Origin of the sequence: Xanthomonas translucens pv. undulosa (assembly GCF_017301775.1) — a bacterium.
Classification (GTDB): Bacteria; Pseudomonadota; Gammaproteobacteria; order Xanthomonadales; family Xanthomonadaceae; genus Xanthomonas_A; species Xanthomonas_A translucens.
In genome coordinates this window covers 3,071,084-3,084,298 of record NZ_CP063993.1, presented here as the reverse complement: position 1 = coordinate 3,084,298, position 13,215 = coordinate 3,071,084, and the positions used below count along the sequence as shown (strand labels likewise).

The following is a 13,215-nucleotide window of genomic DNA, read 5'->3' as shown; positions in this document are numbered from 1 at the left end:
CATAGGTATAATCGCAGCCCCGCAATGGATCGCCAGGCCAGAGAATGCCCGTCCCCTCCAGTCCCACGCCCCACCCTCCGACAGTTTCGGGGCGCGCCCTGTGCGTGGATCTGGATGGCACCCTGCTGAACTCGGACATTCTCTACGAGTCGGTGCTGGCGCTGCTGGCACGCAATCCGCTGTACCTGTTCCTGCTGCCGCTGTGGTTGCTGCGCGGCAAGGCGGCGCTGAAGCGCGAACTGGCTTCGCGCGTCACCTTGCCGGCCGAGACCTTGCCCTACAACGAGCAAGTGCTGGAACTGCTGCGCACCACCACGCAGCGTCCGCGCGTGCTGTGCACCGCCTCCGATGCCTTGCTGGTGACGCCGATCGCCGAGTATCTGGGCCTGTTCGAGCAGGTGATCGCCAGCGACGGCAAACGCAATCTCTCCGGGCGCAACAAGGCCGATGTCCTGGTCGAAGCGTTCGGTGCCGGCAATTTCGACTACGCCGGCAACGGCAGCGTGGACCTGCACGTGTGGGAGAAGGCGGGCGGCGCCTGGGTCGTCAACAATGGCAGCGCGCTCAGCAAGGCCGCCGCGCAGCGCACCACGGTGCACGCGCATTGGCCCGCGCCGCCGCGCGCCCGCGCCTGGCTGAAGGCGCTGCGGCTGCACCAGTGGCTGAAGAACCTGCTGGTGTTCGTCCCGCTGCTGACCGCGCATCGCTTCCTGGATCCGGAGTCGGTGCTGCAGGCGGCGATCGCGCTGATCGCGTTCGGCTTGTGCGCCTCCGGCGTGTACGTGCTGAACGATTTACTCGATCTCACCCCGGACCGGCAGCATCCGCGCAAGCGCAAGCGCCCGTTCGCCGCCGGCCGCCTTCCGCTGCTGCACGGCGTGTTCGCCGCTGCGGCGCTGACCGTGGCCGGACTCGCGCTGTCGCTGGCCTGCAACCTGGAATTCACCCTGGTACTGCTGGCCTATTACGTGATGACGCTGGCGTACTCGCTGCAGCTGAAGCGGATCGTGATGATCGACGTGGTGTTGCTGGCGGCGCTGTACACGGTGCGCATCATCGGCGGCGCGATGGCGATCGGCGTCGAACTGTCGTTCTGGCTGCTGGCCTTCTCGATGTTCATCTTCCTGTCGCTGGCCCTGCTCAAGCGCTATACCGAGTTGCACGCGATGCTCAGCAGCGGCAAGACCAAGGCCAGCGGACGCGCCTACTCGGTGGAGGACCTGTCGCTGCTGCAGTCGATGGGTGCCGCCGCCGGCTACATCGCGGTGATGGTAATGGCGCTGTACATCAACAGCCCGGAGAGCGTGGAGTTGTACAGCCACCCGAAGGTGCTCTGGCTGGTCTGTCCGGTGCTGCTGTACTGGGTGAGCCGGGTCTGGGTGATCGCGCACCGCGGCGATATGCACGACGACCCGATCGTGTTCGCCGCCACCGACCGGGTCAGCCAGGTGGTGGTGATGCTGTGCGGACTGTTCGCGCTGAGCGCGATCTGATGGCGGACGCGGGGCAATCCTGGGGGCGCTATCCGAAGGCGACGCAGACCTTGCTGCCGGTCACCGACCGCGCGGCGAACCTGCCGCCATTCGACGGCCACGCGCTGCCGCGCGGCAACGGCCGCAGCTATGGCGACAGTTGCCTGAATCCGGACGGCACGTTGCTGGGAACGCGCAGCCTGGACCGGTTCATCGGCTTCGATCCGGCAACCGGCCTGCTGCGCTGCGAAGCCGGGGTCACCCTGGCCGAGATCATCGACCTGGCCTTGCCGCAGGGCTGGTTCCTGCCGGTGACCCCGGGCACCCGCTACGTGACCGTGGCCGGCGCCATCGCCAACGACGTGCACGGCAAGAATCACCACCGCACCGGCAGCTTCGGCCACCATGTGCGCGCCTTCGAGCTGCTGCGCAGCGACGGCACGCGCCGCCTGTGCAGCCCCGACGACGACGCCGAAGGCTGGTTCGCGGCCACCGTCGGCGGCCTGGGATTGACCGGCCTGATCACCTGGGCGCAGATCCAATTGCGGCGGGTCGCGAGCGCCGCGCTGGAAACGGAGAACATCCGTTTCGGCTCGCTCGACGAGTTCTTCGCCTTGTCGGCTGCCTCCGCCGACAGCCACGAATACAGCGTCGCCTGGATCGACTGCCTGGCCAGCGGCCGCGCGCGCGGCCGCGGCCACTTCACCCGCGCCGACCATTGCCCGGTCCTGCCGGAAGAACGGCCCAAGCCCCCGGGCGCAGGCCTGCCGATGCCGCTGACGCCGCCATTCTCGCTGGTCAACCAGCTGTCGCTGCGGCCGTTCAACGCGCTGTACTTCTGGCGCCAGCCTGCGCCGCGCAAGCGCGCGGTCAGCCACTTGCTGCCGTTCTTCTATCCGCTGGACGGCATCCGCAACTGGAATCGCATGTATGGCCCGGCCGGTTTCCTGCAGTACCAGTGCGTACTGCCGCCGGCCGCCTCGCGCGATGGCATCGACGCGTTACTGGCGGAGATCGCGCGCAGCGGCAGCGGCTCGTTCCTGGCGGTGCTGAAGGAATTCGGCGCCGCGCGCGCGCTGGGCATGCTGTCGTTTCCGCGCCCGGGCACCACCCTGGCGCTGGATTTCCCCAATAGCGGCCCGGACGTCTTCCGGCTGCTGGAGCGGCTGGACCGCATCGTCGACGCGGCTGGCGGCGCTCTGTACCCTGCCAAGGACGCGCGCATGAGCGCGACCTCGTTCCAGCGCGCCTACGGCCGCTGGCAGGAATTCAGCCATTACCTCGATCCACGCTTTTCTTCCGGCTTCTGGCGCCGGGTCACGGAGTAGCCATGCAACGCGTCCTCATCATCGGTGCCACCTCGGCCATCGCCGAAGCCACTGCCCGACGCTACGCCGCACGCGGCGCGGCGATCCACCTGCTCGGCCGCCAGGCCGCGCGCCTGGAGGCGATCGCGGCCGACCTGTCGGTGCGCGGCGCCAGGAGCAGCAGCGGCGTGCTCGACGTCAACGACGGCGCGCAGCACGGCGCCGCGTTCGACGCGGCATGGTCGGCGCTCGGCGGCGTGGACGTGGTCCTGATCGCGCATGGCACCCTGCCGGACCAGGCCGCGTGCGACGCCTCGGTGGAGCTGTCGCTGCGCGAGTTCGCCACCAACGGCACCTCCACGATCGCGCTGTGCGCGGCGCTGGCGCCGCGCCTGGCGGCTGGTGCGACGCTGGCGGTGATCTCCTCGGTCGCCGGCGACCGCGGCCGGGCCAGCAACTACCTGTACGGCAGCGCCAAGGCCGCGGTCAGCGCGTATCTCAGCGGCCTGGGCCAGCGCCTGCGCCCGGCCGGGATCAACGTGCTCACGATCAAGCCCGGCTTCGTCGACACGCCGATGACCGCCGCCTTCAAGAAGGGCGCACTGTGGGCCAAGCCCGACCAGATCGCCCAGGGCATCGTGCGCGCCGTCGATCGGCGGCGTGCCGTCGCCTACCTGCCGGGGTTCTGGTGGGCGATCATGTTCATCATCACGTCCATCCCCGAGTTCGTTTTCCGCAGGATCAAGCTCTGACATGACCGACAAACACGCCAAGATCGTCATCACCGGAGCCGCCGGGCTGGTCGGACAGAACCTGATCGTCGAACTCGAAGAGCAGGGTTACACCCAGCTGGTGGCGATCGACAAGCACGCGCACAACCTGCAGATCCTGCGCGAGCTGCATCCGGCGGTGCGCGTGGTGCATGCGGATCTGGCCGAACCCGGCGACTGGGCGCGCGAGTTCGACGGCGCCGCCTGCGTCGCCCAACTGCACGCGCAGATCACCGGCAAGACCGCCGCGTTGTTCACCCGCAACAATCTGGTGGCCACCTCGCACGTGCTCGACGTCTGCCGCGCGGCCAAGGTGCCGTACTTGGTCCACATCAGTTCCTCGGTGGTGAACTCGCTGGCCAAGGACGACTACACCAACACCAAGCGCGCGCAGGAACAGATGGTAGTGGCCAGCGGCCTGCGCCACTGCGTGCTGCGCCCGACCCTGATGTTCGGCTGGTTCGATCCCAAGCACCTGGGCTGGCTGTCGCGCTTCATGGCCAAGACCCCCGTGTTCCCGATTCCCGGCGACGGCAGGTTCATGCGCCAGCCGCTGTACGAGCGCGACTTCTGCCGCTGCATCGCCAAATGCATCGAACGCGAGCCCGACGGCGAGGTCTACGACATCGTCGGCGACACCCGCGTGGATTACGTGGACATCATCAAGACGATCAAGCGGGTCAAGAAGCTGCGTACGCTCATCGTGCATATCCCAATCGGGTTCTTTGCCTTCCTGTTGCGCGTGTATTCGCTGTTCAGCGCAAAGCCGCCGTTCACCGCCGACCAGCTCAAAGCGCTCAGCGCCGGCGACGACTTCAAGGGTATCGATACCGAAGCGGTATTCGGCGTACGCCAGACGCCGTTCGAGGACGCGATCCGTGAGAGTTACACCGATCCGCGGTATAGCCGTATCGTGCTGCAGCGCTGAACAGACCCGACGTCGATGAACCCACGCAGCGACGACCGGATCGACTTGAGGAGATACGATCTTGGCTTGTTCTTGCTTGCTTTCGCGCTGGTCTGCCTGAAATCCAATGATGCCCTGGCGCATCCGCAGTTGTGGGCGGAAGACGCCGTTCTTTTCTTGAAAGACCAACTGGAACAGCGGGGACTGCTGCTGTTCAGCCCATACGCAGGCTATCTGCACGCCGCGCCGCGGCTGGTGACATGGTTCGCCTCATTCGTCAGCGCGGCATACACGCCGCTGATCTACAACGCCAGCGCGATTGCGGTCGCCGCCGGGTCGATCTTCATTTGCGCGAAGAACCTGCGCCCGCTGATTCCGCCGTATCTGGTCCTGGCTGCGTTCTTGTTCACTCCCACGAATGGGGAGGTGTTCGGCACGATCACCAACATGCAATGGTTCCTGCAGTTTCCACTGATCACCTACTGTTTCATCGCCCCGAAAGCCAGCAATTCGATCAGCAGACACCTGCTCAGGAGCGTGCTTGCCCTCGCCGCGTTGACCGGCCCCTTCTCGATCATCTGCATTGCGCTGATGGCGCTGAGCTTCTTTGGCTTTCTCACCCTGCGCGTCACCAGGTGCTCGAATCCGCTCGCCATTGCCACCGCATACTTCGAACAGCGCGACTTCACTGCATGGGCGGTCGTGGCGGCGTGTGCAGTGATCCAACTGTCATTCCTGTACACATCCGCGCCCAGCCATCCCCCGATCACGTCCCTCGCCCACCTCATCGTAGGCTCGCTCGGGCAAGCCGCTCCATTGCATATCCTGGGCTATAACCCGCTTCGCCCGGTGTTCTGGCCGACCGGTTACACAGCAGTCGGGTCATATATCCTGCTTTTCAGCAAGCTCGTCCCAGCAGCCCGTATTGGCATGTTTCTCGTTCTTGCTTTCGCAATCCTCGAAGTCTTCGCCGCAGCCCACAAGTTCACCGTCGAGCCGATGCTGTCGCTGCTTCACGGCGACCGTTATTTCTTCGCGTTGAAGATCGTCTTCTGGTGGACCGTCTTCATCTGCTTGAAAGACCTGCTTGGCAGCGAACGGCAAGGCGCCAACTGCACGCTGCTATTGCTGCTGTTTATCTGCCTTTTGAACAAGGATCACATGCTGCGGCCACGCCTTATCGACTACGGATCCGCCGCAGAACTGCGCAAACTCGACCAGCCGGGCTCACATACCATCAAGCTCAACCCGGCGGGCTGGGAAACCACCATCACCCCGAAGCAATGACGCCCGCCCTGGTGGGAGGGAGAAGGCGCACATGCGCCATTTTCATGATGGGCAAGGCGCGAGGACGGGTATCCGATGGGCAGAAAGCGACAAGGATTTGAGCGGCGCTGGCAGGGGGCAGGCGCCAATACCGGTGTGTGCGACGTACGGCGCGGCGTACCAAATCACTTGCATTGACGGTATATTCCATTTTCGGGTGCATGCACGCCGGCTGCTCCGCTCTCGCCACGAATGCCACCGGGAAAACCAATGCTCCACCCGCTGCGCGGCGGCATCCGCGCGCCCCTTGCCAGAGCGCCTACTCGCTCACTTTTCGAAGAAACGTCCATGTTCCCCCTATTTCGTAAATGGCATGCGATTGTCATCCTGAGCATGTCGCTGCTCGCATGCCAGCAGTCGCCGCATCCGGACTTCGTGCAGGACGGCGGCTGCCCGCCGCAGCACTCGCCCTATCTCAAGCAGGCGCCGAGCGTCGACGGACGCATCACCTACTGCGACCAGGGCGACGCTTCCACCGGCCAGATCAGCACAACCGCATACCCCGCCGGGACGCGCCGCGTCACCGTGATGATGGCCGGGTATCCGGCGACCGAGGGCGTGCGCGTGCTGGCGGTCGCCACCGATGGCAGTTTCACTTCGGGCTTGAAGACGGACAACATCGGCGACAGCTGGAAGCCGGTCACCCTGCAATTGCCCGAGGCGGCCCAGACGCACGCGTTCTACCTTCGGCTGGTCGACGACGCCACCGGCACGTTCGGCTGGGCAGGCCTGGGCTTGGAGCATGCCGGGCTGGCCACGACGCTGCCGACCCATGCGCTGCCGATGGCGTTGGCGATCCTGACCGCGCATCTGTGGCTGATCCTCGCCGGCTGGCTGCTGCCACGAACATGGACGGTGCCGGCGCGGGCGCTGTGCGCGCTCCTGGCGCTCGGCACGGCATCCGCGTGCGTGATTGCCGGCTACATTGCATCTCCCGCCTTCGGCGCAATCCTCGCCTATGCCGCTGCCGCATTGCCGCTGCTTGCGTTGCCGCTGCGGCTGCGCCGGGGACCGGCGCCGATGGCCGAGGCAACCGCGCTGCACCGCCTGTTCTTTCCCTCGTTCCTGCTGGCATTGCTGATTCTCTGGATCGGCCTCTATCCGTTTTCATGGGACGGGCAGGACTGGCAGATCGCCGCCAATCGTTGGCGGAACCTGCCGATGGATTCATGGTTGCCGCTCACCTTCGCCGACATGGTTTCCGCAGGGCGCTTGGACGTACCGATGATCGGCGACTGGCTGAGCAGCGATCGGCCGCCGCTGCAGTCGGGCCTGTATCTGTTGTTCTTCCATTCCTGGCTACCGCACGGCGGCCTGATCTATCAGGCCCTGTCGACGTGGGCGCAAGCGCTGGTCATCGTGCCGTTGCTCGTCCTGGTCGGCAATCTGCCGCGGCGATCGCAACGCGCCGCGATCGTCTTCGCGCTCGCGCTGTCTCCGCTGGTGCTGCTCAATGGCCTGTTCGTGTGGCCCAAGCTCTTCGCGGCGACGTTCTGCGCCATCTTCCACATCGCCCTGTTCGGGCCATCCAGCATCGCCCGGCCGGCGCGCTGGTCGATGGCCGGGCTGGCGGCGGCCTTGGCCATGCTGTCGCATGGCGGCGCGCTGTTCGCCCTGGTGGGATCCACGGCCGCCTTCGTGCTGCTGAAACGCAGCCAGGCGTTGCCGGTGCTGTTCAAGACCGGCGCCCTTGCGGTGGCGGCCTACCTGCCTTGGGTCGCCTACCAGCGCCTCATCGACCCACCAGGCGACCGACTGCTGAAATGGCATTTCGCCGGGCACATCCCGGTTACGCAGGACTCGTTCTTGCACGTGCTGCGTGCGGCCTATGCCGATCTCGGCTTGTGGCCATGGCTCGCCGGGCGTGCCTCCAACCTGAACAGCCTGTTGCATGGCAGCTTCAGCTTTTTCGGCGACGTATGGACACTGTTCTGGAATCGCAGCCCGGCCGCGATCGCCACCATCGTGGAGAACAGCTTTTTCTACGGCGCGTATTCGATGTGGTTCGCATCGCCGCTGTGGTTGTTGCCCTGCGTTGCCTACGCGTTGCTCAAGCGCCGCAGCCTGCGCCCGGTGCGGTTTCCCTCCGACCTGGCGCTCGCCGCGGCACTGTCGTTCCTGTTCTGGATCCTGGTGATCTACGAGCCTGGGCAGACGGTCATTCATCAAGGCGCCTACTTCAGCTTCTTGGCGAGCATGCTGGTGATCCTGCTGATGCTGGCTCAATGCTTCCCGCTGGCGCTATACGCCGTTGTCGCGCTCAACCTCGCGGTGGCTGCGCTCGCCTACGCCTTCGACAAGCCTTTCGACGGTGCGTCCTCCGCGATCCATCTCGGCGCCACGCTGGCACTGACCGGCGGCTTGCTTGCCGCCTGCAGGCTGGCTTCAGCTGAAACCATGGACGACGAGCGTCGTCGGTGTTGATGCGGTCATTGGGTGCGGCGCGTCGCCCTTGAGTCAATGTCGATCACCTGTTCCGGTGTCTTGCCGCATCCGGGATTGCGTCCGGCTGCCGTGGCGTGGGGCGACTGGCGCCTGTTTGGACTGCGCGCAGCGGCACCGCCGATCCTGGCCCTGCACGCCTGGCGCTCTGCATATGACGCCACGCGCCCCGCGGATCTGACGCACCCCGCCACCGCATCACCCATGGCGATGACACGCTAAACTTGCCTCCTGCCTGCCGCGCCACCCCTGACTGCTGGCGCTGGCGACCCTCTACCGAAGCCAATCACATGACCTCAAAGAAGCACTACGCGATCGTCGGCGCCGGCCCCATGGGCCTGATGGCGGCCGTGCGGCTCCTCGACGCCGGCCACAGCGTGGACATCTACGAACGCGACGACCGCATCGGCGGCATGTCCGCCACCTTCGATTTCGATGGCCTTCCGATCGAGCGCTACTATCACTTCATCTGCAAGACCGACGATCCGCTGTTCGCTTTGCTGAGCCGTTACGGCCTGTCCGACAAGCTGCATTGGACAGACACCAAGATGGGCTATTTCTACAATGGCAAGCTCTACAAGTGGGGCACGCCGTTCGCCTTGCTGGGCTTCCCGCATCTTGGGCCGATCAGCAAATTGCGCTACGCGCTGCACGTCATGTACACCAAGGGCATCAAGGACTGGACGGCGCTGGACAAGGTCAATGCGACCACTTGGATCCGCAAGTGGATCGGCGACAAGGCGTACGACGTGATGTGGAAGGACGCATTCCGGCTGAAGTTCTTCGAGTACCGGGACAATCTTTCCGCGAGCTGGATCGGCACGCGCATCAAGCGCATCGCGTTATCGCGGCGCAGCCTCATGCACGAAAGCCTGGGCTACCTGGATGGCGGCTCGATGACCCTGCTCGACAAGATGGCCGCAGACATCACCGCCCGCGGCGGTCGCATTCTGCTGTCGCAGGGCATCGACGAAGTCGTCAGCGAAAACGGTAGCGTCAGCGGCGTGCGCGCCGGCGGCCAGTTCGTTGCCTACGATGGCGTGGTCTCCACGGCACCCATCCAATACGTGCCGGCGATGGTGCCGGGCCTGCCGCCCGATTTCAGCGCCCAGATCCGCGCCATCGAAAATATTCCGGTCGCCTGCGTCATCCTCAAACTGAAGCAGCCAATCAGCGAAAACTTCTGGATGAACATCAGCGACCCGAGCATCGCGATCCCAGGCGTGATCGAGTACAGCAACCTCAACCCCACCACGCCGCCGGGGCAGAAGATCCTGTACGCCCCGTTCTACATGCCCAAGACCCACCCGAAATGGAGCATGAGCAACGACGCGCTGATCGAAGAAGTGCTTGGCTATCTGCCGAAGCTCAATCCCTCCTTCGAGCGCGACTGGGTGCTGGCAACCCACTGCCACCGCTATGAATTCGCGCAGACGATCTGCCCGCCAGGCTTCCAGGATCGCCTCCCGGCGATGCACACGCCGCTGAACGGGTTTTTCATGGCCGACACTGCCTATTACTACCCTGAGGACCGTTCGATCTCCGAGAGCCTGCAAGCGGCGGACCGCTTGGCAGAAGCCGTGCTTCAGGCATGACATCGCGCAAGTTCATCAAGTTCCTGCTGGCTGGAGGGACCGCTGCCGCCGCCAACTTCGGTTCGCGCATCCTGCTCGGCCAGGTCATGCCGTACACATGGTCGATCGTGGTGGCCTATCTGATCGGCATGCTCACCGCGTTCGTGCTCAACCGCATGTTCGTGTTCGAAGCGGCCAGCACCGGCCTGAGGCACCAGGCCATCTGGTTCACCCTGATCAATATCGCCGCCGTGCTGCAGACGCTCGCCTGCAGCCTGATCCTCGCACGCTGGATGTTTCCGGCGATGGGCATGCGCTTCCATCCTGAAACGCTGGCGCACGCGATCGGCGTGGCGGTGCCTGTGTTCACCAGCTACTTCGGCCACAAGGCACTCACCTTCAAAGAGCGGCCAGCATGAACGGAACTGACATGCAACATACACGTGCCAGCCTGCGTCAGTTCCGGCCTGGTTCCGCATGGTGGATCGCTGTGGCCGTGGGCCTGGTCGCACTTGCCGCGCGCCTGCTTTACATCGAACACTTTGCCGTCAGCATGCCGTTCTGGGATCAATGGGATGCGGAGGGCGACCATCTGCTGAAACCACTGCTGTCGGGCTCGCTAGGCTTGGCCGATCTGTTGCATGCGCACAACGAACATCGGATTGTGCCTACCAAGTTGGTGACGCTGGTGAGCTACCTCGCAACCGGACAATGGAACAACATCTACGAAGCCAGGATCAGCGCGGCGATCTACGCAATGATTCCCGCCATTCTGGTCTGGCACGGCATGCGCATCGGCGCCTCGCTGCGCTCGCGTTTCTTGTTGATTGCCGTGGCGATCTGCGCGGCGGTGCTGCCCTACTCATGGGAGAACTTCCTGGTCGGCTTCCAGAGCCAGTTCTACTTCCTGATCCTGTCTGCCGTCTTGGCGGTCTCGCTCGCCGCGGCAATGCATGAAAATCTCATCGCCATCGGCGGCGTTGTCTTGCTCTGCGTGATCAGCGTGCTCACGATGGCATCGGGCCTGCTGACGCCGGTCGCAGCGGCGGCCACCTATGCGCTGGCCGCCTGGCTGCTGCCCGGGCGCAGGTGGCCATCCGTCCTGGCCATTTGCCTGTTGCTGGCGATCGCCGTGCTGGCGTACAAAAGCATGCCGGTCATCCCCGAGCATGCCGTCATGCGCGCGCAATCCGGGCTCGAGCTGTTTGGCGGCCTGACCCGCGTATTGAGCTGGCCGGTGCGCGGCATGCACGTGCCTGCGCTGCTGCTTTGGCTGCCCGGCGTGCTCGGCGTGGCATTGACCCTGTATGCCCGGCCAGCCGGCAAGACCGACATCACGATGGCCGGCCTGTTGGCCTGGGGCGGCCTGCAGGCCGCCGCTATTGCCTATGGGCGAGGCCACGACCTGGTGGAGCTGTCTCCGCGCTATACCGAGATTCTCATTCCCGGGTTGTTCGCAAATGCCTGGTTCGCCATCCGCCTGCTGCAACTGCGTCACAACGTTCCTGTGCTGGTCCAACGCGGCACTTACGCAGTGGCAGCACTGTTTACGCTCACCTTATTCGGTGGCTGGGCCGAGCGATTCCACGTCGATATGCAGGCGCTGCGCGCCCGCCACGAGGCCACCCAGGCGCAGGCGCAAGGCGTGCTGTACTACATCGCCTCCAAGGACGATGTCACGTTCGAAAGCGGGCAATTGCCGCTGCCTTATCCCAATTCGCAGCGGCTACACCAGCTCTTGCAAGATCCGTATCTGCTGCAGGCGCTTTCTGGCAGCGACCGGCCCAGGCCGCTGCACAGCTTCATCTCGCCGAACGACGTGCGCTAGCGGCGGCTAGCGACCGCCAGCAGGTGCGGCGCTAGAAGCGGCGCTCAAGGCGCGCCAGCGACGAGCGTTCCCATTGCGCATGCCGACATGGCGTTGTCGCGCCCGTATAGCAGGAAGACGCGATAGCGTCCCGGCTGGATGGCCGGCAACCATGCCCGGTGGTTGTAACCGGATCGCAGCAACGCCGGCTTGCCGAACGCCTGGGCGACATCCGGCCGTTCTCCGCCAGCGACGATGGGAACCGCGTACGACGCCGCAGCGGCGTTCAGCACGAGGGTCGCCCCATCCGGCACCGCATCCGCCGCATCGGCCATCCAGCCGCCGAACGTGACCCAGCCGCGCGGCCTGACCCGGGCCTGCTGAGCCGGCTTGCCGTCGACCGCATCCAGGCTGCAACGCCCCCCCGCAGGCAAGTCGGAGACCGGCCCCGCATACGGCGCGAACGCCGGCTCGGTCGCCGCGGCGATGCCTTCGTCGGAAATCGGCGGTTGCCTGTGGCACCCGGCGAGCATCGTGCCGAGCACCAGCGCAAACCAAGGCAGGCGCTTCACGATCCCGACGCTTGCGGCGCAATGGCGCGCGCTCATGCAAGCGCTCGAGCCGACGATTGCGGTTCCCAAGGGCGCGGCGGATAGGCCAGCGTGAACGGCGTGGATTCCACCGCGAGATTGACGTTGTCGTAGGGATTCTGCTGCAACGCCTTGCCCCAGCGCGCCTTCATGAAGCTCTCCTCACGCTTGAAGCGGGCGATCTTTTCCGGAGTGGTTTCGTCGCCGCGCGACGCCGATTCGTGGCGATACAGTTCGGCGAACCGGGTCCACAGGTTGCGCGATAGACAGTCAGGTGGCAAACGCAGTTCTGCGAAAGGAACAGGTCAGGATTCAAGTCCAACTTGAAGTAGGGATCCGAACGCTTCCCTTCCACGTCGATCTTGTCTTCGTCGGTGAACAAGCACCCGCCGCCAGCCAGCGCTTCGCCCTGCCGACGCAGTTCCACCCGGAGATCGCTACCGGAGGCCCGCAATGCCGCATCGTGCGACGCCCTGACGAGAAAAGTGCAAGCCAGCGGCGCAATCTGCTGCAGTGGAGTGACGCTAAGTGCAATCGTTTCGGACATCTCGGACATCTAACTCTCGGGAAAAGTCCCCCGGGTCACCGGGGCGCGCACTCCAAAGCATAAACGGGATATGAATCCCGTGCCAGCACCACTGCATGGCGGTCGGGATCGAGCGAGAACGCGGGCGCTTCGAGCGACAGGCGTGGTCGCCAGCAAAATCGTGGGCGCGTGGGTGAAGGGATGGGCAGCGACGCCGCCAAGGCCCAGCCCGGCACGCGCATATTGCAGCGAACCGCCCGGATAAAACAGCACGGAATTGGTGCACAGATCGAGCGCGCTTGCCCTGCAACAGCGCAATACGCTGCAGTATCTACGTACCGGCAACACAGAAGCATTGAACGCACCCCATTTCGAGATACCCTAGCCCAGGCTGGATCTTCTGCGCCAGATGCTCGACGCCCAACGTTGCGAAAAATCTTGCCCACCAAAAAAGATTGAGGCACGTTCGCAAGCACAAGTCGCGATTAGATTCT

General features: G+C 64.8%; 12 protein-coding genes. 9 read left to right on the top strand and 3 right to left on the bottom strand.

Annotated elements, in window-relative coordinates:
• Window positions 1-104 precede the first annotated feature (104 nt).
• From ISN38_RS13100 to ISN38_RS13055, 9 genes are all read left to right on the top strand, one after another.
• Entirely contained in the window at window positions 105-1,493 is a 1,389-nt protein-coding gene (locus ISN38_RS13100; protein WP_003466782.1) for a UbiA family prenyltransferase, read from the top strand.
• Window positions 1,493-2,800 (top strand): FAD-binding oxidoreductase, encoded by a 1,308-nt coding sequence (locus ISN38_RS13095; RefSeq protein ID WP_058358415.1) that lies wholly within the window; start codon window positions 1,493-1,495, stop codon window positions 2,798-2,800. Before ISN38_RS13100 ends, ISN38_RS13095 begins: the two co-directional genes overlap by 1 nt.
• 2 nt (window positions 2,801-2,802) lie before the next feature.
• Window positions 2,803-3,531 carry an SDR family oxidoreductase gene (locus ISN38_RS13090; protein WP_058358414.1) on the top strand — a complete coding sequence of 243 codons (729 nt, stop codon included), beginning with the start codon at window positions 2,803-2,805 and terminating at the stop codon, window positions 3,529-3,531.
• 1 nt (window position 3,532) lies between these two features.
• Window positions 3,533-4,477: an NAD-dependent epimerase/dehydratase family protein gene (locus ISN38_RS13085; protein WP_047325319.1), complete on the top strand. Its 945-nt coding sequence runs from the start codon at window positions 3,533-3,535 to the stop codon at window positions 4,475-4,477.
• 15 nt (window positions 4,478-4,492) lie between these two features.
• Entirely contained in the window at window positions 4,493-5,743 is a 1,251-nt protein-coding gene (locus ISN38_RS13080; RefSeq protein ID WP_003466776.1) for a hypothetical protein, read from the top strand.
• Between the two features lie 249 nt (window positions 5,744-5,992).
• Window positions 5,993-8,206, top strand: coding sequence for a hypothetical protein (locus tag ISN38_RS20400; RefSeq protein WP_230940257.1), 2,214 nt, complete (start codon window positions 5,993-5,995; stop codon window positions 8,204-8,206).
• A 308-nt stretch (window positions 8,207-8,514) separates the two neighbouring features.
• Window positions 8,515-9,819: an NAD(P)/FAD-dependent oxidoreductase gene (locus ISN38_RS13065; protein ID WP_003466774.1), complete on the top strand. Its 1,305-nt coding sequence runs from the start codon at window positions 8,515-8,517 to the stop codon at window positions 9,817-9,819.
• Window positions 9,816-10,217, top strand: a complete 402-nt coding sequence (locus tag ISN38_RS13060; RefSeq protein ID WP_003466773.1) for a GtrA family protein — start codon at window positions 9,816-9,818, stop codon at window positions 10,215-10,217. The genes ISN38_RS13065 and ISN38_RS13060 overlap by 4 nt, the downstream gene beginning before the upstream one ends.
• The gene (locus ISN38_RS13055; RefSeq protein WP_047325321.1) at window positions 10,214-11,626 is read left to right on the top strand and encodes a hypothetical protein; all 1,413 of its coding nucleotides are present in this window, start codon (window positions 10,214-10,216) and stop codon (window positions 11,624-11,626) included. Before ISN38_RS13060 ends, ISN38_RS13055 begins: the two co-directional genes overlap by 4 nt.
• Window positions 11,627-11,670: 44 nt before the next feature.
• On the opposite strand, the gene ISN38_RS13050 is transcribed toward ISN38_RS13055, so the two are convergent.
• Genes ISN38_RS13050 through ISN38_RS13040 form a run of 3 tightly spaced genes read right to left on the bottom strand, consistent with a single transcriptional unit; the run spans window position 11,671 to window position 12,751 of the window.
• Window positions 11,671-12,213, bottom strand: a complete 543-nt coding sequence (locus ISN38_RS13050) for a hypothetical protein (protein ID WP_003466770.1) — start codon at window positions 12,211-12,213, stop codon at window positions 11,671-11,673.
• A complete protein-coding gene (locus tag ISN38_RS20395) occupies window positions 12,210-12,347 on the bottom strand; it encodes a hypothetical protein (protein WP_230811659.1) in 138 nt (45 codons plus the stop codon). Before ISN38_RS20395 ends, ISN38_RS13050 begins: the two co-directional genes overlap by 4 nt.
• Window positions 12,344-12,751, bottom strand: coding sequence for a glycosyltransferase family protein (locus ISN38_RS13040; RefSeq protein ID WP_162489017.1), 408 nt, complete (start codon window positions 12,749-12,751; stop codon window positions 12,344-12,346). Before ISN38_RS13040 ends, ISN38_RS20395 begins: the two co-directional genes overlap by 4 nt.
• Between the last annotated feature and the right edge of the window lie 464 nt (window positions 12,752-13,215).